General features: G+C 44.4%; 28 protein-coding genes. 20 read left to right on the top strand and 8 right to left on the bottom strand.

All coding sequences use genetic code 11. From position 1 onward, the window contains the following. Nucleotides 1–11: 11 nt before the first annotated feature. The 11 genes from yvfG to AC0VYQ_RS09045 all read left to right on the top strand — a co-directional run bounded on the left by yvfG (nt 12) and on the right by AC0VYQ_RS09045 (nt 10,175). A complete protein-coding gene (yvfG, locus tag AC0VYQ_RS09095) occupies nt 12–233 on the top strand; it encodes a protein YvfG (RefSeq protein ID WP_029330575.1) in 222 nt (73 codons plus the stop codon). Beyond that, nucleotides 230–841 (top strand): NUDIX hydrolase, encoded by a 612-nt coding sequence (locus AC0VYQ_RS09090; RefSeq protein WP_088837299.1) that lies wholly within the window; start codon nt 230–232, stop codon nt 839–841. Before yvfG ends, AC0VYQ_RS09090 begins: the two co-directional genes overlap by 4 nt. 60 nt (nt 842–901) lie before the next feature. Beyond that, nucleotides 902–1,111, top strand: coding sequence for a hypothetical protein (locus AC0VYQ_RS09085; protein WP_029330566.1), 210 nt, complete (start codon nt 902–904; stop codon nt 1,109–1,111). 584 nt (nt 1,112–1,695) lie between these two features. Next, a complete protein-coding gene (locus AC0VYQ_RS09080) occupies nt 1,696–2,424 on the top strand; it encodes a 3D domain-containing protein (RefSeq protein ID WP_475403457.1) in 729 nt (242 codons plus the stop codon). Nucleotides 2,425–2,566: 142 nt separating this feature from the next. Beyond that, nucleotides 2,567–3,295, top strand: coding sequence for an ABC transporter ATP-binding protein (locus AC0VYQ_RS09075; protein WP_475403456.1), 729 nt, complete (start codon nt 2,567–2,569; stop codon nt 3,293–3,295). Further along, nucleotides 3,295–4,812: an ABC transporter permease/substrate-binding protein gene (locus AC0VYQ_RS09070; protein WP_214804459.1), complete on the top strand. Its 1,518-nt coding sequence runs from the start codon at nt 3,295–3,297 to the stop codon at nt 4,810–4,812. Before AC0VYQ_RS09075 ends, AC0VYQ_RS09070 begins: the two co-directional genes overlap by 1 nt. Further along, entirely contained in the window at nt 4,809–5,699 is an 891-nt protein-coding gene (locus AC0VYQ_RS09065; protein ID WP_475403455.1) for a diacylglycerol/lipid kinase family protein, read from the top strand. Before AC0VYQ_RS09070 ends, AC0VYQ_RS09065 begins: the two co-directional genes overlap by 4 nt. 204 nt (nt 5,700–5,903) lie before the next feature. After that, complete coding sequence (locus AC0VYQ_RS09060; protein ID WP_088837295.1) at nt 5,904–7,250, top strand: sodium-dependent transporter; 1,347 nt, start codon at nt 5,904–5,906, stop codon at nt 7,248–7,250. Between the two features lie 343 nt (nt 7,251–7,593). Beyond that, complete coding sequence (locus tag AC0VYQ_RS09055) at nt 7,594–8,340, top strand: 5-bromo-4-chloroindolyl phosphate hydrolysis family protein (RefSeq protein WP_088837294.1); 747 nt, start codon at nt 7,594–7,596, stop codon at nt 8,338–8,340. After that, entirely contained in the window at nt 8,327–9,553 is a 1,227-nt protein-coding gene (locus AC0VYQ_RS09050; RefSeq protein ID WP_051667285.1) for a toxic anion resistance protein, read from the top strand. The genes AC0VYQ_RS09055 and AC0VYQ_RS09050 overlap by 14 nt, the downstream gene beginning before the upstream one ends. Nucleotides 9,554–9,599: 46 nt before the next feature. Then, nucleotides 9,600–10,175 (top strand): deoxycytidylate deaminase, encoded by a 576-nt coding sequence (locus tag AC0VYQ_RS09045; RefSeq protein ID WP_088837293.1) that lies wholly within the window; start codon nt 9,600–9,602, stop codon nt 10,173–10,175. Between the two features lie 250 nt (nt 10,176–10,425). On the opposite strand, the gene AC0VYQ_RS09040 is transcribed toward AC0VYQ_RS09045, so the two are convergent. Then, a complete protein-coding gene (locus AC0VYQ_RS09040) occupies nt 10,426–10,911 on the bottom strand; it encodes a hypothetical protein (RefSeq protein WP_088837292.1) in 486 nt (161 codons plus the stop codon). 144 nt (nt 10,912–11,055) lie between these two features. Here AC0VYQ_RS09040 and AC0VYQ_RS09035 point away from each other — a divergent pair, with 144 nt between their 5' ends. The 3 genes from AC0VYQ_RS09035 to AC0VYQ_RS09025 are packed head-to-tail and all read left to right on the top strand — an operon-like array spanning nt 11,056 to nt 13,606. Beyond that, nucleotides 11,056–12,246, top strand: coding sequence for an HD domain-containing protein (locus AC0VYQ_RS09035; RefSeq protein WP_475403454.1), 1,191 nt, complete (start codon nt 11,056–11,058; stop codon nt 12,244–12,246). Between the two features lie 12 nt (nt 12,247–12,258). Next, nucleotides 12,259–13,218: a CobW family GTP-binding protein gene (locus AC0VYQ_RS09030; RefSeq protein ID WP_214845111.1), complete on the top strand. Its 960-nt coding sequence runs from the start codon at nt 12,259–12,261 to the stop codon at nt 13,216–13,218. Continuing rightward, on the top strand, nt 13,211–13,606 hold the full coding sequence (locus AC0VYQ_RS09025) for a ribonuclease HI family protein (protein ID WP_029330538.1): 396 nt from the start codon (nt 13,211–13,213) through the stop codon (nt 13,604–13,606). Before AC0VYQ_RS09030 ends, AC0VYQ_RS09025 begins: the two co-directional genes overlap by 8 nt. 57 nt (nt 13,607–13,663) lie before the next feature. Here AC0VYQ_RS09025 and AC0VYQ_RS09020 read toward each other — a convergent pair whose 3' ends face one another. After that, a complete protein-coding gene (locus tag AC0VYQ_RS09020; RefSeq protein ID WP_475403453.1) occupies nt 13,664–14,956 on the bottom strand; it encodes a hemolysin family protein in 1,293 nt (430 codons plus the stop codon). 119 nt (nt 14,957–15,075) lie between these two features. Between AC0VYQ_RS09020 and fumC the strand changes: the two genes are divergently transcribed. Together fumC and AC0VYQ_RS09010 are read left to right on the top strand one after the other, a co-directional pair. After that, the gene (gene fumC / locus AC0VYQ_RS09015; RefSeq protein WP_088837288.1) at nt 15,076–16,470 is read left to right on the top strand and encodes a class II fumarate hydratase; all 1,395 of its coding nucleotides are present in this window, start codon (nt 15,076–15,078) and stop codon (nt 16,468–16,470) included. Between the two features lie 83 nt (nt 16,471–16,553). Then, nucleotides 16,554–18,074 carry a diguanylate cyclase gene (locus tag AC0VYQ_RS09010; RefSeq protein ID WP_475403452.1) on the top strand — a complete coding sequence of 507 codons (1,521 nt, stop codon included), beginning with the start codon at nt 16,554–16,556 and terminating at the stop codon, nt 18,072–18,074. A 108-nt stretch (nt 18,075–18,182) separates the two neighbouring features. On the opposite strand, the gene AC0VYQ_RS09005 is transcribed toward AC0VYQ_RS09010, so the two are convergent. From AC0VYQ_RS09005 to AC0VYQ_RS08995, 3 genes are read right to left on the bottom strand one after another with little or no spacing between them, the layout of a single operon-like run. After that, complete coding sequence (locus tag AC0VYQ_RS09005; RefSeq protein WP_475403451.1) at nt 18,183–18,662, bottom strand: dihydrofolate reductase; 480 nt, start codon at nt 18,660–18,662, stop codon at nt 18,183–18,185. Next, the gene (locus tag AC0VYQ_RS09000) at nt 18,659–19,453 is read right to left on the bottom strand and encodes a thymidylate synthase (RefSeq protein ID WP_214891971.1); all 795 of its coding nucleotides are present in this window, start codon (nt 19,451–19,453) and stop codon (nt 18,659–18,661) included. The genes AC0VYQ_RS09005 and AC0VYQ_RS09000 overlap by 4 nt, the downstream gene beginning before the upstream one ends. 47 nt (nt 19,454–19,500) lie before the next feature. Then, the gene (locus tag AC0VYQ_RS08995) at nt 19,501–20,115 is read right to left on the bottom strand and encodes a hypothetical protein (protein WP_088837280.1); all 615 of its coding nucleotides are present in this window, start codon (nt 20,113–20,115) and stop codon (nt 19,501–19,503) included. A 217-nt stretch (nt 20,116–20,332) separates the two neighbouring features. On the opposite strand from AC0VYQ_RS08995, the gene AC0VYQ_RS08990 reads away from it, so the two are divergent. Next, nucleotides 20,333–22,000, top strand: coding sequence for a glycoside hydrolase family 13 protein (locus AC0VYQ_RS08990; RefSeq protein ID WP_475403450.1), 1,668 nt, complete (start codon nt 20,333–20,335; stop codon nt 21,998–22,000). A gap of 45 nt (nt 22,001–22,045) precedes the next feature. On the opposite strand, the gene AC0VYQ_RS08985 is transcribed toward AC0VYQ_RS08990, so the two are convergent. The 3 genes from AC0VYQ_RS08985 to AC0VYQ_RS08975 form a co-directional block, all read right to left on the bottom strand. After that, a complete protein-coding gene (locus AC0VYQ_RS08985; protein WP_088837278.1) occupies nt 22,046–22,402 on the bottom strand; it encodes a PilZ domain-containing protein in 357 nt (118 codons plus the stop codon). 89 nt (nt 22,403–22,491) lie between these two features. Then, entirely contained in the window at nt 22,492–23,190 is a 699-nt protein-coding gene (locus AC0VYQ_RS08980; protein WP_029330520.1) for a queuosine precursor transporter, read from the bottom strand. A gap of 92 nt (nt 23,191–23,282) precedes the next feature. Further along, nucleotides 23,283–23,765 (bottom strand): GNAT family N-acetyltransferase, encoded by a 483-nt coding sequence (locus AC0VYQ_RS08975; protein ID WP_214891967.1) that lies wholly within the window; start codon nt 23,763–23,765, stop codon nt 23,283–23,285. A 212-nt stretch (nt 23,766–23,977) separates the two neighbouring features. Between AC0VYQ_RS08975 and AC0VYQ_RS08970 the strand changes: the two genes are divergently transcribed. The 3 genes from AC0VYQ_RS08970 (at nt 23,978) to AC0VYQ_RS08960 (ending at nt 25,705) form a co-directional block, all read left to right on the top strand. After that, nucleotides 23,978–24,292 carry a hypothetical protein gene (locus AC0VYQ_RS08970; RefSeq protein ID WP_029330516.1) on the top strand — a complete coding sequence of 105 codons (315 nt, stop codon included), beginning with the start codon at nt 23,978–23,980 and terminating at the stop codon, nt 24,290–24,292. Between the two features lie 143 nt (nt 24,293–24,435). Then, a complete protein-coding gene (locus AC0VYQ_RS08965) occupies nt 24,436–24,819 on the top strand; it encodes a helix-turn-helix domain-containing protein (RefSeq protein WP_475403449.1) in 384 nt (127 codons plus the stop codon). Between the two features lie 88 nt (nt 24,820–24,907). Then, nucleotides 24,908–25,705: a class I SAM-dependent methyltransferase gene (locus AC0VYQ_RS08960; protein WP_475403448.1), complete on the top strand. Its 798-nt coding sequence runs from the start codon at nt 24,908–24,910 to the stop codon at nt 25,703–25,705. Nucleotides 25,706–25,763 lie beyond the last annotated feature (58 nt).

Raw genomic sequence — 25,763 nt, 5'->3', positions numbered from 1 at the left:
GGATGAGTCGGTTGAACGAACAGTTATTTACAGCAGACCGTTTAGTAGCGAATTTCAAAGAGTATATTCGACAAAATGAGGCATATATGACAAAGACACAAGCATTGAATGCGTATTATAAAGTCGTTTCGGGCTCGATTCTTGCAGACCGAATCGCGAAGAACGCCGATTTGATTGTTCGGATGCGTCACTTAGAGGAAGCGTATCAGAGAGTTTCGCAGGAAGGACGATGAATAATCCCGTATTCGATCAAATCAAAGATGTATTCAAATCGACAAGGGACAGCCTTCCGCGGCAAGCAGCAGCAGTTCTTGTCCCGTTAGTCGAACGCGACGGGGAAATCTGCCTCCTCTTTCAAGTGCGGGCAAAAACGTTACGTTCGCAACCCGGAGAGATTTCTTTTCCGGGTGGACGAATCGATGCCGGAGAACAACCGAAAGAAGCGGCAATCCGGGAAACGCGAGAAGAACTCAATGTGACAGTGGAAGAAATTGAAGTCATCGGGACGTTAGAACCGCTCGTGACACCGAACCGCTCCATCATCTATCCATACGTCGGAATCATACAAGCGAATCAAATCGATCCCTCTCCGGATGAAGTCGATCATATTTTTTATGTCCCGTTAAACGCACTGTTGAACGCGCGTCCGATTGAAGGAGAGATGGAATGGCGAATTCGCCCGGGGAAAGCGGTTCCGACAAGTCGGATGGCGAATCGGGAAGCTTATCTTGATCGGACGTACAAAGTCGTCGAACATTTTTATGAGCATGAGGACTACTTGATTTGGGGATTGACGGCAAAGATTCTTCGCCAAGTGTTGAGTATGATTTCACGATACTAGCTTTTTTGTGAGTTCTTTTATATGATTAGTACTATCTGAACGTGTCAGGAGATGATTGAGATGGAAGAAACAGAAGAGTTATTTGATTATATCGTGGGCGATATGGTCAAAACGAAAGAAGGATGGGTCGCGGAAGTTACGGCTGTATTAACAAATACGGTTGTCGGTGATCTCTCGCATACAAAAAACTTTGAATCACTTGGATTCGAATTTGAAAAACAAGTTCTCCTCAAATCAGAGATTGAATTGTTAGAACGTAAAACAAAATAACACGGAACCCGACAACATATTGTCGGGTTTTTTGTTTGATTGAACCACCTCCACCTCCACCTCCGCTTCGCTTAGAGGTGGAGGCTTCCTGAGCTGTTCAATCTATCGGTCGAAAATTGATCAGGCTAACCCCGTCGTCCCGACGGTTGAACGTTAATCTTGCCCGAAGACGATTCATCTCCCATTTACACTAGGAGTTCACCCTGAACGTTTAGAAGTGGGAGATGAATCGTTTGATTTTGAATAAATATTCAAAGCGTAGGTGAAAAGTTCATTTAAATAATAAGCAAATCAGTCATTTGATCGCTGAATCGATTGGATGACCTCAATTTTAAGAATAAATTAACAGAATTTCATGAACAATCGTAATCATTACAAAGACGTTACAAGAATAAAAAGATGACAGAACGGTAACAATCATAGAAATGGCTTGATATCAACGATAAGAGCATATTTTGAAAGCGTGTAACCATTTCGTTACTTTTTGACAGATATATTTCAAATGACCTTTTAGGGTTTTCATCCGCAAATTCATCATGGTAAGGTGTTCGAGCCGTTAAAGGCCGGAAAGGTTGTTTTGAAAGATGAAACTAAAACAGATCGTACTTACAATCATTTTTACTTTTACAGGACTTATTCTTTTACCACATATGCATACGGAAGCCGCACAAATTGGAATCGGGACGGAAAAGAAAATCGTCCAAAATCCGCTCCAGATGAAACGAGAGGCTATTCGATTGGAAAAAGAGAAGCAAGCAGCAAAACGAGCTGAAGAACAGGCGAAACAACGTGCTGCAGAACAGGCAGCGCAACAAGAACGTGAACGCCAGGCGAAAGCCGAGCAGGAAGCAAAGCAAAAAAAGGAAACATTAGAAAAGGCAGAAGCACAGAAAAAACAACAAGCACAAGACGAAGCAAAACGTAAACAACAGGAAAATCAAAAAGAAGCGGCATCGACTGTCGAACCAAAAAAAGTAGCTGCCAAAAATGAAACTGGTGGGCGCCAAGAGACATTTGAGACGACGGCTTATACGAATGATGCAGCGCTGAATGGTTCATATGATGGAAAAGTTTTAACGGCTTCAGGCTATGATGTTACACATACGATTCATTTTGAAGGCCGACGGATTGTTGCGGTTGATCCAAGCGTCATCCCCCTCGGTACGAAAGTGCATGTTGAAGGATTTGGAGATGCGATTGCTCTCGATACGGGAGGCGTCATCCATGGGAAAATCATGGATTTAATGATGGAAACGGAACAAGAAGCAATCAACTGGGGCCGACGTTCGGTCCAAGTTACGATTTACGAATAAGACTAAAAGAGCCATCTCGACCGAACGTTTCGGTCGAGATGGCTCTTTTTTAATGAAACTGCTAAAAAATCAGGTTTTGGAAACACTGATTAAGGGGAATTTTACAAAGATAATAAAACAATAGGAAACGGAGGGATCGTCTGTGATTGAATTTAAAGAAGTCGGAAAAACTTATACCGACGGAACAAAAGCGGTCCAAAATTTGAATTTTACAGTGGAAGAAGGCGAAATCTTTTGTTTGATTGGTCCATCTGGTTGTGGAAAGACGACGACGATGAAGATGGTCAATCGATTGATTGATCATACAGCAGGTCAGATATGGATTAATGGAGAGCCGATCATGTCGATTGATGAACATGAACTTCGCCGGAAAATCGGCTATGTTCTGCAACAAATTGCACTTTTTCCCCATATGACGATTGAAGAAAATGTCGCTGTCGTGCCGCAGTTGTTAAAGTGGGACAAGAAAAAAGTTGCAAAGCGCGTCGACACATTATTCGAGTTGACGGGTCTTAATGAAAATTTAAAAAAGAAATATCCAAGTGAACTATCGGGTGGACAACAACAACGCGTCGGCGTCATGCGTGCGCTCGCTGCAGAGCAAGATGTCATTCTGATGGATGAACCATTTTCAGCCCTTGATCCGATTTCTCGAGACCAACTTCAAAATGACTTGATCCGATTGAACGGTGAACTCGGTAAAACGATTTTGTTCGTCACCCATGACATGAATGAAGCGCTGAAGCTCGGCAGTCGCATCTGCTTGATGAACGAGGGCGAAATCGTATTTATCGGAACAAAAGAGGAAGTCTTAGCGAGTGACGATCCCTTCATCAAAGAGTTCATGGGACAAGTCAGGGGGACGATGTGATGAACGGTTTAGTCGAAACGTTTCAAAATCGAAAAGAAGAATTACTGCAGGCATTAATCGAACATATTCAACTTTCGGTCATTTCGTTATTAATCGCATGTTTGATTGCCATTCCTTTAGGCGTTTACTTATCACGAAATAAAAAAATTAGTGAATGGTCGATTGGTGTGACATCCGTCATCCAAACGATTCCTTCGCTCGCACTACTCGGACTGATGATTCCGCTTGTTGGAATCGGAACACTCCCGTCTGTCATTGCACTTGTCCTATATGCTCTTTTACCAATCGTCCGGAACACATTTACGGGATTAGCAGAAGTCGACCCTTCAATTAAAGAAGCGGCCCGTGCCTGCGGAATGACACCGACGCAAAGTTTGTTGAAGGTTGAGTTACCGCTCGCTTTACCGGTCATGATGGCTGGTGTTCGGACAGCGATGGTTCTTATCATCGGGACGGCGACGATTGCTGCCTTGATTGGGGCAGGGGGACTCGGATCGATCATCTTACTCGGAATCGACCGAAATGATAACAATCTCTTATTATTAGGAGCTATTCCGGCAGCCTTACTCGCGTTATTGTTCGATTTTTTATTACGTCAGACGGAAGTCGCCACAAAAAAACGGCAAACGAGCCGGATGGTCGTCGCCCTGGCCTTGATTGCGACACTGATTATCACGCCGTTCGCACTCGGACGGACGGAACAACCTGACTTGGTCGTCGCCGGGAAATTAGGGGTCGAACCAGAAATCTTAATGAACATGTATAAAATCGTCATCGAGGATGAAACGGACTTAAACGTCCAAGTCAAACCGAACTTCGGGAAGACGACGTTCGTCTATAAAGCCTTGCAATCGGGTGATATCGATCTGTACCCGGAATTCACAGGGACGGTCCTTGCTAGCTTAACGAATGAAAAACCGGTCTCAAATGATGCGCAAGCGGTTTACGAGCAAGCACGAGATGGATTGGTCAAACAGGACCTCGCGCTGTTACCGCCGATGGACTACAATAACACTTACGCCATCGCAGTTCCGAAAAAAATCGCGGATCGGTATGACTTAAAAACGATTTCCGACATCAAGCGGGTTGCGAGTCAATTAACGGCAGGCTTCACGTTAGAGTTTAAAGATCGTCAAGATGGTTACAAAGGGATTCAAGAAAAATATGGCGTCAATTTTAAAGAAGTCGTGACGATGGAACCGAAATTACGATACAAGGCAATCGAATCAGGAGATATCGAAGTCATCGATGCCTATTCGACCGATCCAGAAATCGCGAAATATGACATGGTCGTCTTGAAAGACGATCAACAACTGTTCCCTCCGTATGAAGGGGCACCTCTGTTGCGCCAAGAGACACTTGATGAGTACCCGGAAGTCGGGGAAGCATTAAAGAAATTAGATGGAAAAATCACGGATGAAGAAATGTCTAAAATGAATGAAGAAGTCGCCTATGGTGGTAAAACTGCCAACGAAGTGGCAAATAATTATTTGAAGAAAGAAGGAATCATTCAATGAAACTATTGATGATTAGTAATCCTTCCGCCGGGACGAACCGGAGTGGTCTTCTAGAAGATGTCATTAGTCCACTTGCGGAACAATTCAATGAAATCGTCATTAAGCAAACGAGTCGGGCAGGAGATGCACAGGACTTTGCAGAAGAAGCGGGAGACTTCGATGCCCTTGTCGTCCTCGGTGGAGATGGAACCGTATTTGAAGTCATTAATGGATTAGCTAAACTGGAGACGCGTCCGATTCTTGGCATCGTGCCAGGGGGAACGTGTAACGATTTTGCACGGACACTCGGTTTACCGATGGTGCCGCGTCTTGCTGCAGAGATGATTGCGACCCAACAAATCGTCGAAGTCGATCTTGGACAAGTCAACGATACGTACTTCCTTAACTTTTTGGGTCTCGGATTAATTGCTGAAGCATCAATTGGCATTGATACAGAAGAAAAAGTCCGACTTGGGAAAATGGGGTATTATCTTTCAACCATCCGCTCAAGCTTGGATGCAAAACCGTTTGCCTACGAACTTGAATTAAATGAAGGGCAAAAAATGACAGGAGAAGCCGTTTTGATTTTAGCAGCGAATGGCGAGTCGCTTGGGGGGATTGAAACGAATCTTTCGAACGGTGCATACAATGATGGGAAACTGGATTTAGTGATTGTCGATGAAGTCAACTTAGCGACAATCCGTGACGTGATCCTTCAAAAAATCGGACTGGCAAACGACCCATCTTTCACGCACATCTTAACGAGTGGTTTTACCTTAAAAACGGATTCTCCGAAAGTCATCGATACGGATGGTGAGAAGGCGCTGAACTCGCCTGTCGAGGTGAAGGTCTTACCGGAATTCTTGAAAATGTACGCTGGACAAAATCGTAAACTGAATCGAACTTAAAAAGATAGTATCAGGAGAGACAAAAAAGATTCGAAGAAGAATCAATGTCTCTCCTTTTTTAGTGCATATGATTTTTGTTTTAATACAAACATGCGAATATGCGGTTATGCTTTGACGCTTTAAAGAAAATGTTTGATAAAGGATGACTTCTTGATTTAACTTTTGTACAATAAGGAAGTATTTTTGAAAAGGAGGTGGAGTACCATGAAAAGCAATGCATGGGCTTCAAAAGTCGGGTTTATCTTAGCAGCAGCAGGATCAGCGATTGGACTCGGTGCGATATGGAAGTTTCCATATACGACAGGAACGAATGGTGGAGGCGCTTTTTTACTACTATTTTTAGTGTTCACCTTGCTCCTCGGTCTCCCGGTATTGATTGCAGAATTTTTAATCGGTCGAACGAGTGGAAAAACGGCGTTGCGCGCTTTCGAAGAGTTGGGGCATAAGAAATTCACCTTCATTGGCGTGTTAGGTGTCATCACCTGTTTCTTACTCTTATCCTTTTACAGCGTCATCGGGGGATGGGTATTGATTTATACGGTTCTTGGTTTTTCCGGAAATTTGACTTCCATGAGTGGGGATCAGTTAGGAGAACTCTTCGGAACGATATCCGCCTCTCCACTCTATGCGATTTTAGGCCAAGTCGTATTCCTCATCATTACGGGATTAATCGTCTTACGAGGTGTTCAGTCGGGAATTGAAAAAATGAGTAAAATCTTGATGCCATTATTATTCCTTTGTTTCATTATATTAGTGAGTCGGTCATTGACCCTTGAAGGTGCAAGTGAAGGGGTTCGTTTCTTCATCGAACCGGATTTCTCAGCACTGAACCGGACATCGGTCCTGAGTGCGCTCGGACAAGCCTTCTTTTCATTATCGCTCGGCGTCTCCGCAATGTTGACGTATGCCTCGTATATGAAAGAGCGTGGTCAAATCAATCGGTCAGCAGGATGGATCGTCTCTTTAAACATCGTCGTGTCACTACTAGCCGGATTCGCGATCTTCCCAGCGGTCTTCGCTTCAGGTCTTGATCCTGCTGAAGGTCCTTCACTCTTATTCATCGTGTTACCAACAGTATTCAGCCAAGTCCAATTTGGAACAGTCTTCTTAACGTTGTTTTTCTTACTCTTTGCTTTCGCGTCGATCACTTCTTCAATCGCGATGCTAGAAGTTGTGGTTTCATCGATTACTGATCGAAAAGAAGATGCGACCGTCCAAAATAAGAAACGTAATACCATTATTACGACAATCCTTGTCGCAATAGTAGGTGTTCCATCAGCACTCTCCTTTGGAGTCGCGAGCGACATCATGTGGTTCGATAAGACAATTTTTGATTGGATGGATTTCCTCGTATCGAATATTTTGATGCCAATCGGTGCACTCTTGATTTCAATATTTGCTGGATTTAAACTTGATCGGGCGATTGTCGAACGTGAGCTAGCGACAGGTCCCCTGTTAAAACGAATGATTCCATTTTGGCGCTTTAGTGTATGCTACTTGAGTCCGCTCGCCATTTTAATCATTCTGATTTGGCCACTCGTATTCTCTTGAATGTTTGATTGAATCAGAATATGATTACGAGCACTAGCTTTCGTTTGGATTAACGGAAGCTAGTTTTTTTGATGAAAGTGATTTTTGAATAATCGAAAAATCTTATGCGTATATGTTACTCGAGAAAAGTAAAAAGTAAAAAGTAGATGCAATCCATTCAGCATCGTACATCTAGAGACGGATGCGGCCGGTGAAAGATTATGGTGAAATAAAGAGTAGAGAGGACTAACATTTATCGAAAACGGGAAACTTTTTGTTAAGACATCCGTAATGGTAAGATATAAGAAACAGTAGATTCATTCATGACACAAATAGATGGAGTCAAATAGAAAGAGGGGATGACATGAAATCTTCTACATGGTGGATTTTCGGATCGATTGGTTTGATGTTCGTATTTCTTCAGATAGCAGATACGTTAAACTTTTCCGGAATCTTCGTAGCGCTCGGTTTATGGTTCATTTGGAGCGGTTACCGGGCGAAACCCGGGAAGCGGTACCGGACAGAACGAAAATCAACAGAGATAAAACGACAAAATGTCAAAAAGAAATTGTTACTCGATGATGATGATCAATTTGTCGGAAGCGTCATCTTAAAGCCTGAACAAGCGACGCGCAGATTTGATGAAACGGATGATTTGGAGTTGCAAGTCTTGCAACGGACCGTCGAAGAAGGTTTCGTAAAGTTACAGGCATTCGATGGCATTATCCCATCGATCCGAGACAGCGAAGTACGTTCAGATATGCGAATCGTCTCGCGCGAAGCACATGTTTTATTTGAAGAATTATTTAATGCACCACGTGAAGTAAAAAAAGTACGCGACTTCTTCACGTTTTATCTCGATTCCTTATTATCGATTTCAGAAAAATTCGCAGATTTAGAACGACGTGGGGCTCAAGTGCAATTTGATACACGCGAACAACTGCAAGCGAACTTGAAGATGATTGCTCAAAAATTAAAACAACACCAATCCTTGTTGTTAGAAGGAGATACGGTCGACTTAGAGCGTGAACTTTTAACGATTGAAAAAGTTTTGGCACAAGAATCGGAACAAAGAAAACAGGAGGAGAGTTATAAACATGACCCATTCTGATAACAATTCATGGCAAGAGTGGCCGGACGAATCCAAAACAGAGGAACAGGCACAACCAACGATTTCTGATCCATCAGTTGACCTGAATCTTGCGGAAACACCAAAACACCGGACGCCAGTTCGTCCGGTTGAAGAAATGATTCCAAGTGACGTTCCAGCTGAACAGCGTCAAAAAATCGAACGTTTACTTCAAGTGATTGATTTGAATAAATCCGATGCCGTCATGCAATTCGGAGCACCGGTTCAACGGGAACTCTCGCAATTTTCAGATCAAGTGTTAAGCGAAGTCAAAATGAAAGATGGTGGCGATGCCGGAAAACTGTTGTCGGATTTAATGCAACGTGTCCGTCAAATGGACCCGGATTCGTTACAAGAAAAGAAAAGCTTTTGGTCAAACGTTCCCGTCATCGGACGGGCGAAGAAAAAAGCGGAGACCTACTTCTTACAATATGAAAAGATGAGTGCTTATTTAGAAGAGGTCGTCCATAATTTAGATCGTTCGAAGTTCGGCTTAATGAAAGACATCACGTTACTTGATCAAATGTATCAAAAAAATCGACGTTACTTCGAGGAACTAAATCTTTACATCGCAGCGGGTGAGACGAAGATTGCGCACGTCAGAGAAAATGAGATCGAACCGCTTCGGACAGAAGTCGAGGTTTCACGTGACCAGACGAAACTACAAGAATTAAATGATTTGATTCAATTGACGGACCGGTTCGAGAAAAAAATTCACGACTTAAAGTTATCACGTACGATTAGTCTTCAAATGGCACCGCAAATCCGTGTCATTCAGCAGAATAACCAGATTCTTGCTGAAAAAATTGAATCTGCAGTCGTCAATACGATTCCACTTTGGAAAAACCAAGTCGTCCTCTCACTCAGTCTGTCTAGGCAAAAGAGTGCTTTGCAGATGCAAAAGGATGTTACAAATACGACGAATCAATTGCTCGAACAAAATTCACGTCTCTTAAAAGATTCATCGATTGAAATCGCAGAAGAGAATGAAAAAGGAATCGTATCGGTCGAATCGTTAAAAGTCGCGCATCAAAATTTAATCGAGACGCTTGATGAGACACTGCGGATTCAACAAGATGGGAAGCAGAAACGTCGCGATGCAGAGCATGAGTTAGAGCGGATGGAAAATGAATTAAAACAAAAAGTCATTGAAGTCGCTTCGAAAAGTCGCGAATTACCAAATCAACGATACTAAGGGACACGTTTACGTGTTCCTTCGTATTGTTTAAGGAGTGAACGTTATGGATCCGAAACAAGAGAAATGGGATACGACCTGGTTACTGTTTGCGCAGATGATGGCAGAACGTCATTCGAAATGTGCCTCGAAGTCTGTCGCATGCGTCATCGTCAAGGATGAAAAGCCAATTTCGATTGGAATCAATGGAACACCGAGTCAGCATGTGAACTGCAACGAAATTTTTTTAAAGCAACACGGGGTTTTCTATAAATCAATCAATGAAAATGTGCTGGAATCTGATACTACTATACATAATGGCGAAGTTTTTTATCGTTGTAATAACCAACAAGAACATCATGAATGGTCAAAGCAACATGAAATTCATGCGGAGATTAATGCGTTAGGAAAACTTGCTGCGGATTCGACGAGTGCGCGTCATGCGACGGCTTATGTCACGCATAGTCCGTGTCACGCGTGTAGTTTAGCTTTAATCGCTTCAAAAATTGATCGCGTCGTCTATACGACGGGTTATGAATACGGCGATGGATTAAACTTGATGCGCCAAAGCGGGATTGAAGTCGTACATTTGCCATTAACAGAACAATATTTTCTTGAGAAAATTTTAGATAAAGGCTTGTAAACGCTTCCATTGCATTGTATGATGAAATCAAGCATTGCCATGGTAATTATTCACTCTTCCATTCGGGTTGATTTCTAACGAGATCAACCCACTTTTTTTGAAAATCAATTGACAGAACCTCCAATATCTGTGATGATGATTATAGAATATGACGAAGCGGAATGCCGCATTTTCATAATATACACCTTTCAAGGAGCTGGAATGCCAGGTCGTTGAAAAAAAGTCCTGACTCACTCGAGTCAGGACTTTTTTAATGAGAGTAGGTGACGCGGGTTGACTCTTGTAGTCGACGTGCCCGAATCGAACACTTTTGTGCTGCTGCACCACACAGAACACGTTGTAGCCGTTGGCAAATGATATCGACTTGTGTCTGATGGAGAAAAAGTTTTTGGATGAGACGCGCGAAGATGGCATCGTATGAAGACAATTGTCTTTTGATTGCATTTGGTGTCATACTGTTCAGTTCTGCGGTGCTAAATCCCGCATCACTACTGAAGGCGGACAAGACGAGTAACTTGACGAGGTCGGATTGAACGTCGAGTCCGGCATGCTGTACTTGAATGCAACATAAGTGGAGCTCCTGTTCGATTAAAGCCTGTAAAGGTGATTCATCTTTAGCCGTTATGCCATAGGCGACGACGGCCTGCCTCAGTTGAGCACGTGTTGCTGGATCGACTGTATCTCGCGCTGTGCGCATCACGACATCATAACTTGAAGAGAGTGAGCGAAGCATCATGAAAGTCCTCCTTAATTGGAAGTATTGTACATATGCATTCATCATAGCTGATTAAGTAAACGCTTACAATCATTCTTTTGGTTTGTACAGGTGGTGAGCGACTTTGATATGATGGACAATAGAGATGAGAGGAGTGATTCGGAAATGATTCGCTTATTTAAAGCAATTCCAGAGCAACAGATGCCACCTTACCTTGGGGATGAATTTGTGGTTGACGTATCAAATGCGTCAGGCGGCTTTTTGATTGAACGTCACGTTCCGGGAGAACAAATCGAAGAGACACTTTTAGTCGCTTCTGCGGAAATCAGAACGAGTCAGACAGGGCGTGAATGGTTACAGTTTACATTCAATTCATCGAGTGGTTCTTGTAAAGGAAAACAATGGTTGAATCAAGGAACGGCGGAAGAGGCGATGCGTCCTTATCTAGAGACGCGGATCGTCCACGTTACTGCCAAGATCGAGGAATATCCCGTCGACTCAGGCAATAAGTCGTTGACTGTTCAACGCGTCAAGGCCGTCCATGATGTCGCTGGAACGACGTTGTTACCTCAGATGCCGATGGAAGAGTCTGCGAGCGATTACCGGGATCAATTGATTGGTCTAGTCGAGCAAATGCAACAACCTTACCGCCAGATTGCCCTGCGTTGTCTAAACACGTATTGGGATGATTTTTCGACGAGACCAGCGGCATTGTTCCATCACCATGCCTATATTGGTGGGTTGATGAAGCACACTGCTTGTATGATGACGATCGCGGCAGGAATCTGTCAATCGGAGCGACCTTATTTGACGTTACTCCAGTGTATTCAAGAAGCAGAAGCTGATCATAAAAACGATTTATTTCAAGCTCCTGAGCGAGCGACACGTCAATTTGCCTGGGACGACAGCTTCGATTCTCTTTATCAGGCGGCACGGTCGATTACGCTTCTCGATCAAGAACCGAATCAGGATGAACTCTTGTTAGGTGTCTTGTTACATGACATCGGAAAGATTTGGGAGTATAATCATCTCGGCGCAACACCAAGTCGCTTCACGGACTTACTGCAAGTCGATGCGGCAGAGGAAACGTTATCCGGTATTGCGATTGATCCGCTTGGAAGTCTAGTCGGACATATGCCATACGGCTGTTTTGTGTTCGAACGCGCGTTGCGTGACGAGGCACTCCGGATTCCGTTAGACATGCATCATCGGATGATGCATCTCATCTTATCGCATCATGGAAAAAAAGAATGGGGTTCAAGTGTCACGCCACAAACAACGGAAGCCTGGTATTTGCATGCGATTGATTTACTGGACGCACGAAAAGAGAAATGGCGAACGGCACAACTGCTGTAAGGAGTGAAAGTTATGCAAGAACGAATTAAAACGACATTGATTACGGGTTTTTTAGGAGCGGGAAAAACGACACTGTTGAATCATATTGTCTCCCATCCGACCGAAAAGGTGGCGCTGCTCGTCAATGAGGTAGGATCAGTCCATATCGATGAAGCTTTGATTGAACGAAGTGACGAAGAGATGATTGAATTGACGAATGGATGCATCTGCTGTTCGATTCGTGGCGATTTACGAGAGGCGTTATTACGGATTGCTAAAAAACGACGCGCAGGTGAGATGGTATTCAATCGTTTATTGATTGAAACGACAGGAATTGCTGATCCGGGCCCAATCCTCCAAACATTCTACTTTGAACCGGCAATTGAACAACAATATCAACTCTCGAGCGTCATCACGGTCGTCGACGCATACCATCTCGAACGAGAATTGACGTTTGAAGAGAATGTCAGACAAATTGGCTTTGCCGATGTTTTGTTACTGAATAAAGTGGATTTGGTACCGGATGCTGCACGAACCGACATCATCGCCCGGCTCGAAGTCTTGAATCCGACGGCACATATCATTCCGACAGTCGAGTCACGTGTCGAGGTAGCAAATTTATTTGAAACGTTCCATTTTCCAAAAGCGGAAGAAGAACGTTTATTACAGCAAGATGATCGCTTCGAACGAGCGGCAGATTCGTTCACGGCATTGACGATTACGGAAGTGCAGCCGTTGAATCGGAATCGTTTCGGTGCCGTTTTGCGTGAAGTACTCGAAGCCTATGCGGAAGATTTATACCGCTATAAAGGAATCATTCATTTCGCGGATACGGATCAAAAGACGATTCTTCAAGGCACCGGAATGATTTACGGAACAGCAGTACGTGGAATGTTCGAGCAAGAGAAACAAACGACGCTAGTTTTCATTGGAAAAAATTTAGATGAACAAGCAATCCGAAAAGGTGTAAAGGCGGCGATTGAACATGGTTGAAATGTATTTTGATGGGGCTGTTCGGCCATCGAATGATGACGCGACGGTAGGAATCTTCTGTAAGAATTCCGCAGGAGAAGTCATCGAACGAACGTTTCGGATTACCGCGGTCAACAATCATGAAGCGGAATTCCAGGCGTTTGCACGAGCGGTCGAATTAGCGGAAGAGTTATTGAACGCAGGAGAAAGTGTCTTTTCGTTCCGGACGGACTCGGAAGCAGTTTCGTTAGCGGTCGAACGCGAGTTTGCCAAGAACAAGCGCATTCAAGTTTATTTTGATCCGGCATTCGAACGGTATTCACAATTACCACTGGCATTCGTCAAGTGGATTCCGCGGTCTGAAAATAAAGCGGACCGTGTGGCACGTGAAGCATTAAATGAGTTTTAATTTAAAAACGACCTGTTTGTCTGAGTAGCTCGGTGCAATCAGGTCGTTTTTCTGATATTACAAATCAGGAGCGGCTTTTTCGATTAAGACTTGATCGATGCGACGTCCATCCAAATCAACGACTTCAAAACGATAATCGGCGATCATGACGTGACTGCCACGCTGTGGAAATTCGCCGAGTGTATATAAAATCAGTCCAGCTACCGTATGATACGCATTCTGGACTTCACCCGGAAGTGGTGTCGTCAAACCGAGCGTTCGTTTCAAATCATCGATATGCAACAATCCGTCTGCTAAATAGGAGCCATCACTTCGCATGATCAGCTCTGGTTCTTCCTCGATCGTTGAAATTTCTCCGACGAAGGCTTCCAATATATCAAATAATGTTATCATTCCTAAAAAACCACCGTATTCATCGAGGACAAAGGCAATCGAGACGGTTTCTTTCCGCATCCGCTCGAGTAAGTCTGTTGCTTTAAGCTGTCGAGGGACAATAAGCGGTGTCTGGATGTAGCGTTCAATCGTCAAGGCGGGAGTATCGGATGCTAAGACTTCTTTCGCATCGATATAGCCCACAAAATGATCCAAATCATCGTGTCCGACGGGCAAATTCCGGTGCTTCGCCCGACGTAAATCATTTAAGATTTGTTCATGTGAATCGTTTAAATCAATCCACTCCGTGACGGTCCGGGGTTCCATTAATTCATAGGCGTATTGATCGTGGAACGCAAAGACACGAGAGACTTGTTCGGCTTCCGAATCTGCAAAGATTCCTTCCTGGGCACCACGAATCAACAACTGTTTCACTTCATCTTCTGTCTCATCTTCGCTTTCGAGACGATCGAGGCCAATCAATCGGAAAATGCCACTCGTCGACTTACTCAAAATGTAGATGAACGGACGAAGGAGTGTTGAAAAAAAACGCATCGGTTGGGCGAGCCACATCGTGACACGTTCCGGACTGACGAGAGCAATCCGTTTCGGGACTAATTCACCGATGACAAGTGAAATATACGTGATGATTGTGACGACGAAAATATATCCGAGCGTACTGGCATAGGCTTCAAGCCAAGAAAATTGACCGAGCCAGCGGATGACAGGTTGCGATAAAGCAGCGCCGCCGAACGCGCCGTTGACGATTCCAATCAAAGTGATGCCGACTTGGACCGTCGATAGTAAATCCGTCGGACGATCTAAAAAATCAAGTGCGATTTGGGCTGATTTTTTTCCTTCATCCGCATACTGTTGCAGTTTCTGGCGTTTTGAAGACAACAGCGCAAGTTCGGTCATTGCAAAAATCCCGTTTGCGACGATTAAAAGTAAGACAATCGTCAGATTGATAAACCACATACTGCATTCACTCCTTTTCGATTAACAAACTATTCCCCAAACAACGCTCTATCATTCCCATTCAACGTTTTTTCCGTTAAACTGATAAGGTGTAAGATGAAAAAAAGGGGGAAACAACAATGGAATATCGTTTAGAGCGAGACACGATGGGGGAAATTCGTGTTCTGGATTCAAAGGAATGGGGCGCACAAACACAACGGAGTTTAGAGAACTTTAAAATCGGTACAGAAAAGATGCCAATCGAAATTATTCGTGCCTTTGCCGTCTTAAAAAAAGGCGCAGCGTTAGCCAATCGAGACCTCGGTGTACTCGACCGGGAAAAGGCAGACGTGATTGCAGAAGTTTGTGACGAGATCATCGCGGGGCAATTCGATGAGGAGTTTCCACTGGTCGTGTGGCAGACGGGGTCCGGCACACAATCGAACATGAACGTCAACGAAGTGATTGCACGCGTTGGGACACGTAAGTTACAAGAACGTGGCAGCGACTTGACGATTCATCCGAATGATGACGTCAATAAATCACAAAGTTCAAATGATACATATCCGACGGCGATGCACATCGCAGCCAAAACGGTCGTCATTGATGACTTGTTCCCGGCGATCGAAGCCATTCATGCGACGCTTGACGAAAAAGCGAAGGCATTTTCGGACATCGTCAAGATTGGACGGACACATTTACAAGACGCGACACCGATTACACTCGGTCAGGAAATCAGCGGTTGGGTCCGCATGCTCGACTTATCGAAAAAAATGATTACGTTGACGCTTGATCCATTGACGGAACTCGCGATTGGAGGAACGGCTGTCGGGACAGGGATCAATGCGCACCCAGAGTTCGGGGACCGGGCTGCTGAAAAAATGAGTCAAGAGACAGGAAAAGCATTCGTCAGCGCTGAGAACAAATTTCATGCCTTGACGAGCCATGACCAGCTTGTCTTCGCGCATGGTGCCATTAAAGCGCTCGCGATGGACGCGATGAAAATCGCCAATGATGTCCGCTGGCTCGCGTCAGGTCCACGAGCAGGAATTGGTGAAATCACGATTCCTGAAAATGAGCCGGGTAGTTCAATCATGCCAGGGAAAGTCAATCCGACACAGAGTGAAGCGTTGACGATGGTCGCGGCACAAGTGCTTGGAAATGATGCGACGATTGGATTTGCTGCGAGCCAGGGAAACTTTGAGCTGAATGTCTTCAAACCGGTCATTATGTATAATTTCATTCAGTCCGTTCGTCTGTTGACGGACGCGCTCCATTCATTCAACGACCACTGCGCAGTTGGTATCGAGCCGGAACGAGCAGTCATCGATGAAAATGTAGAGCGCTCGCTCATGCTCGTCACAGCCTTAAATCCACACATCGGGTATGAAAATGCAGCGAAGATTGCAAAAGCTGCACATAAGAATGGAACGACGTTAAAAGAAGCGGCATTGGCGACAGGATTATTGACAGAAGAACAATATGACTCCTGGATTGTTCCAGCCGATATGATTAGTCCGAATTTAAAGGCTTAATTTGAAAGTGAGGGTGCCTCCCTCGCTTTCTCTTCACTCGAAACAACACTGCTTCGGTTGTAGAGAAAGAGGGGGAGGATGTTTTGAGAAATAAACAAATGCAGTTGGAGAAACAAATCAATCAGACGATTCTGATGGTAGAACGTTTATTGCGGATGGAATCCGTCCCGACAGCGGAATTACTAGTGTTCGCCAGTTGGCTTGAGCGGCTCGGTCAACAAGAAAGCATGGAGTTCTTTGCGCGACAAGCGACGCAGCTTGAACAAGAACTTCCTTCAGAAGAAAAAACGATTGGTCATGAGGTGGTAAAACTTCAATTACGACCTGTCATCGACTATTTATCTGCATATGGTCGTAAAAAAATGGTACGAAAAGAATTAATCGTCTCAATCACGAAACGGTTTCTTGATAATGTCCAGTGGAAAAAGGCGTTAGAAAACGAACGTTACATGACCCGTTTTTTTGGATCAGTCGAAGATATGCTTGAGGTCGGTTACGATTTACCGACGGATGCATTGTTGATTGACTATGAACTTGTCCGGGCCTCAAAAAAGGTACAGCTAGATAAGTTAATCAAAAAATTAGAGGCGACGTTCACCCCTTTGATTATTATCGGAGAGGAAAATCAACAGACGCGTCAATATTGTTACCAGCTCGGAGCAGATGATTACTGGGATGAAACGGTGACGCTCATCGAACGACAAATCCGGTTGAAACGGCTACTACATAAGCTGCGAATTGTCTCATCTACGATTCTTGTTGATGAATTGACCGGGGCGTTCAATCGTAAATACTTACAGAATGCTTTTCAACGGCGTGTGTCACGCCTTGCGCGTGACGGTCAATTATTTGCACTGGCAATCTTTGATCTCGATCATTTTAAGCGGATTAACGATTTACACGGACATCCGACAGGGGATCTCGTGCTATCTGAGCTTGCATCTTTAACGAAACAAGCAATTCGCCAAGAGGATGAAATGATTCGATTTGGTGGAGAGGAATTCATGTTGCTCTTTAGTACAGAGCATGTGGAAGCTGCGTGTGTAACGATGGGGAAAGTTCGGGAACGAATCGAACGGCATACATTTCCTAACGGTCTAAAGGTCACCGTTTCAATCGGTGTAACGCTTGTCTCTCAACCATCGTTCGACCTTGAAGAGATGACGTCCGAAGCAGATGAAGCACTTTATCAAGCTAAACGAAAAGGACGGAACCGTGTCGTGGCGTACTCGGTCGCAACGGAAAAAGAAAAGATTGAAGGCTTGATAAAAATTGACGGAATGCCTTTGCAGAACTTGAGTCAGCTTGACGTACCGGAGCATCCAAAATATCATTTCCGTGTGTTACCGTACGAGGATCCGGCAGAGGCTGTAATGCAACTTAACTTTGTTCCATTATCGATGATTGCGGAAGCGGATTTCCGTCTGCTCGATCAATGGAAACACGAACGCGAACATACGATTGAAACGATTGTTACTGTCATGGAGGAAAGTACGTTGCTTGGAGAAGCATTACAACGGGGTGTCGTCGATTACTGTTTACTTCCCCTTGAATCGAATCAAATCGAAGAACAGATTCGGCAATGGGTGCTTCGTTTATCATGATGAATAGTGTAAAAAAACGTCCTCTTCCTTAGTTTAAGGAGGAGGACGTTGGAGTTTACAGACCTAAGTGAATTTATTTAAAGACTGACGATTAAAAGAATCCTGTTATCATTCCTGTTCATAACATTTTATCGAGAATGCGAATGTATTTTCTTTGTTAGCCGGATAAAATGCTTCTTCTAGTAAATTGAAATGCGAGGGGATGGAGGGATAAAAAACATCCCCGTCGATCTCGGCTTCAATTTCGGTCACGTAGAGACGTTTCGCAACTGGCAAGGTTTGACGGAACAGTTCGCCGCCCCCAATCAAAAAGACTTCTTCTTCTGAATTAATCATGGCAGGGAGTGAATCGAGATTGTACCAAATCGTGACACCGTCTGCTTGAAACTGTTCATCCCGCGTAACGACGATATTTTGTCGCCCGGGTAACGGACGTCCGATTGATTCAAAAGTCTTTCGCCCCATGATGATCGGTTTGCCAAGTGTCACGCGTTTAAAATGAGCGAGGTCAGCTGGAAGATGCCAAGGCATCTCATTGTCACGACCGATGACACGATTTTTCGTATAGGCGACGATATGTGAAATCATACGGCGACGACTCCTTTAATGTGTGGATCAGGATCATACCCTTCGATGATGATATCTTCGAAACGGAAGTCCTCAATTCGAGTCACTTCGCGGGCGAAACGGAGCCGTGGGAGTGGTTTAGGCGTCCGACTCAATTGAAGATTGACTTGATCCATGTGATTGGAGTAGATATGTGCATCTCCTAACGTATGGACAAAATCCCCGACTTCGAGGTTGCAGACATGTGCGACCATATGTGTCAATAAGGCGTATGACGCGATATTAAACGGTACTCCTAAAAAGACGTCTGCCGAACGCTGGTAGAGCTGACAAGAAAGTTTGCCGTCGGCGACGTAGAATTGAAACAAGAGGTGGCACGGCGGTAACGCCATCTCGTCTACTTGTCCCGGATTCCAGGCGCTGACGATGAGGCGGCGAGAATCTGGATTTGTTTTGATTTGCTCGATGACATTTGCGAGTTGATCAACTGTCGTTCCGTCTGGCTTAGGAAAGGAACGCCATTGTGCTCCGTAAACCGGGCCTAGATTCCCGTCTTCGTCTGCCCACTCATTCCAAATTCGAACTCCGTTTTCTTGTAGGTAAGCAATGTTCGTGTTCCCAGAAATGAACCAAATCAATTCATGGATGATTGATTTCATATGTAATTTCTTCGTCGTGACCATCGGAAACCCGTCCTTAAGCGGGAACCGCATTTGATGACCGAAGATGCTCGTCGTCCCGGTTCCCGTCCGATCTTCTTTTTTTGTCCCGTTCGTTAGAATTTCATGGCATAGGTCGTGATATTGTTTCATTTGCAAAACTCCCCCTCTAACTCTCTATTCCCTTATTGTATCTGAAATCAGGAAGATGAGCTAGAGACGTGACGGCGAAAGAGATAGCTGAACAGTCCGAATAGCGGGAGGAAATCGCGCCACATCAACTTTTTTTCATCGCGTGAGCGAATGCGGTATAACATAAAAATTTGTAAAATATAAAACATCACGAGGTCGACGGCCATCGTTCGGACGAACTGATTCGTCATGAAGTAAAGCAAGAAAATCGACCAGTCGGAACGGGCTAACGCAATCCAGATGATGCACGCTGAAAGGACAGCTAACAGAGGAACGGCAATCAATATCCAAGTGCGCCGACGAAACGGAAGAAATGTCTGTCGCGGAATGGCGAGTGCGAGGTAAGGCATCAAAACGAACGATCCGAGGACGAAGGCGCCGATACTTGCTAACATCGGTGAAGGTTTTAAAAATCGTTTTTCGTCTAAGAACATCATAAAGAATGCAAGCGGATAAATGCCTAGCAGTGTAAACAGGCTCAGGGCTGACGTATCAAATTGACTTTGATCAAACCGAAGAAAAGAAAATAAAAAACCGTCCGGAAAAACACGATTGTTTCCGAAGGATAAAATAAAGACGATAGCGACAATCCAAATTAAAAATAAAAAATAACGACGATACACGATGAAACGCCTCCCTTCTCAAATTATTTTCCTCAATCAGTATACTTTAAACATCAAAAGTCTGTGGAAACGGATGTAAAGGTACTGTTTAAAATATTGGAATTCACTTGTTTTAAGTCAAAATGACATGGTACGATGGCGATGAAGTCGTTGGAAGCGCTTAACCGAAATGTGCAAGCGTTTGCCTAAAGCAATCATGGAGGAGTGGTGACAAAGTATGGAACAAAAATGGTGGCATGATAGTGTTGTCTATCAAATTTATCCGCGCAGCTTTAACGATTCGAATGGGGATGGAATCGGGGACCTCGTCGGAATCATTGAAAAACTGGATTACTTAAAATTACTCGGGATTGACGTCATCTGGTTGAGCCCGGTCTATGATTCGCCGAATGATGACAATGGATATGATATTCGGGATTATGAAGCGATCATGAATGAGTTCGGGACGATGAATGATTTTGATCAATTGCTTGATCAAGCGCACGCACGTGGAATTAAGATTGTCATGGATTTAGTCGTCAATCATTCTTCAGATGAGCACGCTTGGTTCGCAGAATCACGAAAAAGTAAAGACAATCCGTATCGGGACTATTATATTTGGCGGGCAGCGAATGACGATGGTACATTGCCGAACAATTGGGGCTCAATCTTCTCCGGCCCAGCGTGGGAGTTAGATGAAGCGACGAATGAATATTACTTACACCTCTTCTCGAAGAAACAACCGGATCTGAACTGGGAAAATGAACAATTGCGTCATGAAATTTATGCGATGATTACGCGCTGGTTAGACCGTGGAATCGACGGGTTCCGAATGGATGTCATCAACTTGATTTCGAAAACTCCAGGCCTGCCGGATGCGGATGTTGCACCGGGGGCATTGTATGGCGACGGGGGACAACACTACGTCAATGGTCCGCGGATTCATGAATACTTAAAAGAGATGAACGATGCGTCGTTCGGGAACTATGATGTCCTGACCGTCGGGGAAATGCCAGGGGCGACGACGGAAGATGCGATTTTATATACGGATCCAGCGCGTGACGAGGTCAACATGGTCTTTACGTTTGAACACATGGATTTAGATTCAGGTCCAGGTGGAAAGTGGGACGTCTTACCGTTCGACTTACAAAAATTAAAGGACAATTTCACGAAATGGCAAGTCGCGTTACACGACAAAGGCTGGAACTCACTCTATTGGAACAATCATGATCAACCGCGTGTCGTCAGTCGCTTCGGAAATGATACGACGTACCGGGTCGAGTCGGCGAAGATGCTCGCGACGTTGTTACACTTGTTAAAAGGAACACCGTACATCTATCAAGGAGAAGAAATCGGGATGACCAATGTCGCCTTCGAGACAATTGAAGAGTATGAAGACATCGAGATTCGGAACATGTGGAAGGAACGGATGGCCCAAGGAGCAAATCCTGAAGCATTACTGCAAGCAGTCCACCAAAAAGGACGCGATAATGCACGGACACCAATCCAGTGGAATGCAGAGCAGCATGGAGGCTTTACGACAGGAACACCGTGGTTGAAAGTCAATCCAAATTATCGTGAAATTAATATCGAACGGGCGTTAGAAGATCCGAATTCGATTTTTTATTACTATAAGAAGCTGATTCAATTGCGTCATGAACACGATTTGGTCGTCTACGGGAAGTATGCGTTGCTCGAAACGGCTAATGATATCTATGCGTATTCGCGGACTTATGAAGGAGAAACGTGGTACGTGTACTGTTCGTTTGCAGAAGAGGAGACAACAGTCGAGGTCGCGCACGATACGTCGGATATCATAATTGGAAACTATGCCACTGCCCCGACGAATACAGATCAAGAAGTCGTTTTGCGTCCATATGAAGCGGTTGTCTATCGAACGGAATAAAAAAACAGCCCTTTTCTCATTGAGAAAGGGGCTGTTTCATCACACTTAACGTTCATTTTTAGCGATATGTTTGACGGCTTGAACAATCGATTCACGGTCTTGTTTTGTCGTGTGTAGATGTAGTCCGTATAACCGCTCCGTTCCAATCCACTTTTCGTGTAACAGTTGCCCTTCAATTTTTAAAGGTTCCGTATTGGCAAGCAACGAAAACTCGACGATGATTGTTGTCGTTTTCTGTAAAGGTAACTTGAGTGGGGTCGTGATGGCGATACCACTTGGAGAAATATTATGGATGTGCATCAATCCAGCTGGTGTGCGGCGTCCGTCTTTAACGAGGTAAAACTCACCTGTGATCGGTTCTTTAAAGGTATAGCGAAAAGGTTCATTCCGTTTGATTTTCAATCATACCACCTCCCACTTACCATTATCCGTTAATTCAATAAAATCTTCCATCCTCGGTTTGATGAATGAAGTCATTGGATTTTTTGATGTCAGGCTGCGAGATCCGTCGAATCAGCAGGCGGGTTCATCCGTTTCGCGATATACATAAATGGTGTCGCGAGCCATGCGATGACGAACTTCGCAACATACGTCGTCAAAAAGATTTGCCACCAAATATCGAACGGGAGACTGTGAAAAGCAATCGCGCAAAACGTCAACGTATCGAGCAATTGGCTGATGACTGTTGAACCAGTTGTTCGGAGCCATAATTTTTTTTCACCCGTCTTTTGACGAATCTTCGAATACATGAAGACATCAAATAGTTGTGAGACCAAATAAGCAGAAAGACTACCGAGTGCAATCCAAGGTAATAAACCGAATAATAAGTTCATCGATGAAGACATGTCCTTCGCGAAAGCATCATTTAGAGGTGAGTAAAGGAGACTGTATTGCATGAGGATGGTCGTAGCAATCAAAGAGAAGAATCCTAAGAAAACACCTTGACGTGCAACTTTTTTACCGTATTTTTCATTCAAAATGTCCGTGGCAAGATAACAACTTCCATACACGACATTTCCTAATGTGAAAATGTACGAGTAGATATCGACTTGTTGGGTTACTTGGATATTGGCGATGATTGTCGCGATCGCAATCCAGACCATCAATCCCGTTCTACCAAAAAAACGATAACTGAGTAATAACAATCCCATCGTTAAGATAATCGAGGGGAACCATAACCATTCATTCATAAATAGTGTGCTCCTTTCTAGGTCATACAGAGCAGAATTTTACGCGTAATTTTAAAATATGTCAAAAAAAAGACGCTCGAGAGCGTCGGTGGTCAATCGGGACGTTGAAGCGAATAACGTTTTCGACGGCCTTTGACGAAGTACCCGTCTGATTCCTGAAAGTCATTGGAAAGGAAAATTTTCCGTGCAATCTGTTCATGAGGTGATGTCGGTAAGACGCGAGCACGTACTTCGTATACTTCAAGGACGTTCGATGTATGCAAGGCGGACTGAACAGCCTTTGTTCCATAACCGTTCCCGCTGTATGAATCAAAAATCATCAAATCGAGCTGGAAGTAATGACCCATTTTTAATAACAAGACACGACCGACGACTTGGTCTTCGACGATAATGTCAAAATAGAAATCCTCCGGGTAACTGTGTTCGAGTGAATCAAAGGCACGAGTGGTCCCGAGTTCCTGATCGTAGCCTCGAATTTCTTGTTTCGTCAGTCCGTAGGCCGGCTCGCCATATTTTACGAAATGTTCGAATTCCACTTGGTCTACATGTCGTAGTGTTCGACGTTTTAAATCCATGACGTTATCCTCCTCTGATAGCAATTACCTGTGCATGTTCATTATAGCGAGTAAAAGAACGAAAAAGCAAAAGATAGCCGATGGGAAGGGAGGAAGGACATCTTTAAAAAAGTATTCGGAAGCACCTGTAAACGGAATGTCGTTGTATCATTTGACGTCGAATATGGTAAAGTAATGATGTAGACATATATGTATTGGAAGGAGATGGAAAAATGTTCACTGAACGAGATGGTATTAAATTACGCCTCGAGCAAATCGAACGATTGTATGCTGATTTGAATCGTGAGGCAAAACAATTGACAGAACGCTTACGTCAGTTGGATGAGCAAGGTGATGATGTACGACATGATGTTGCGTTAAATAAAGAAGATCGGGATCATTTGAAATCAAGTATCGATGAGACGTTGCAGGCATTATTGCAACGGACGACAGTCGACGCAAAAGTCGAGCAAGAAAAACAGGAAGATTTGATTTCTAAAAAAGCACTCATCGAAGATATCGAAGGGTTATTGAAGAAAAAAAAATAAGCTGGCCTGGGCTAGCTTATTTTTTATCTAAATTAGGCGAGAATACGCCCACTTCTAAACGATCAGGGTGAAGATCGAGTGAAGGTGGGAGATGAATCGCCACCCTCTCTTTCAGGTATATCCGTTGTAGGGAGGTGAACGTCATGTTGACACACAAGGCCTACAAATTCAGAATCTACCCGACAAAAGAGCAGGAAATCCTGATTGCGAATACGATCGGTTGTTCGCGCTTCGTCTTCAACCACTTCTTAGCGAAGTCGGATGAGACGTATAAAGCGACAGGGAAGGGACTGTCCTACGGTTCTTGTTCGAAAGAACTCCCGTCGTTGAAGCAGGCGATCGACTGGCTGAAGGAAGTCGATAGCACGTCTGTGCAGACGAGCGTCAAACATCTTGGCTTGCGTGAATGGACATGCCCGAGTTGCGGCATCCACCACGACCTTGATGTGAACGCAGGACTGAACCTCAAACAAGAAGCAGAACGCATCCTAGCTTCTTCAACCGTCGGGACGACGGGGTTAGCCTGATCAATTTTCGACCGTTAGGTCGGGTAACTCAGGAATCCTACACCTCTAAGCGAAGCGTAGGTGGAGGTAGTTCAAGGGAGTGAATCAAGTGAAGAAAGAACAGGTGTTGTTGACAACATGTTTAAGACCGACCGCTGCCGTCGAAACACGCTTACATCAGTTGATGCAAGAGGGAGCGCTAGACTTTCAGGTTGTCGAACGTAAAAAACACAGCATTCAGTCGTTACAACAAACCCACCGCTTACCCCTTTTAGTCGTCGACAAGCAACGGTTGGAATATTATCCGTTAGATGAAGAAGCCTCGTTTTTCTTTCATCCGTCTAGTGCGGTCTTTCGGATAAAACAATTTGATGCATCGGGTCATGATCCATTAATTGCAATCGCCAAGCTTAAGCCGGGAATGACCGTTCTTGATTGCACGCTAGGATTAGGAGCGGATGCAATCGTCATGAGCCATGCTGTGGGTGCGAGTGGACAGATTACTGCGCTAGAAAGTAAAAGAGAGACGGCCTTGATTGTAGCTGAAGGTATGAAGCATTGGAAGGAAGACTATCCGCCAATCAATGAAGCGATGTGTCGGATAGAGGTCCTTCAACAACAGCATAGTACCTATCTTAAAGCGTTGCCGGACAATGCGGTTGATGTCATTTATTTTGATCCGATGTTTGAAAAGACTGTGACAGAGTCAACACACTTAAACGGACTGCGGACGCTCGCTGATTATGAACAATTGTCAAGCGTAGCAGTAACGGAAGCACAACGAGTCGCCCGTCAACGAGTCGTCGTCAAGGCGCATTTCGAAAGCGAACTTTTCGAGCGGTTCGGCTTCGAGCGTGTTAAACGGAAATCATCGAAACTGCATTATGGTGTCATTGAACTGACGTGACCGTAGATGCAGAAAAAGCCTACCGTGATTTATGGTTAAAACCAAAATCACGGTAGGC

This window comes from Exiguobacterium sp. QJM3NY_9 (assembly GCF_056173545.1).
The sequence above is the reverse complement of the archived record's forward strand: the minus strand, read 5'-3'. Positions and strand labels throughout refer to the sequence as shown.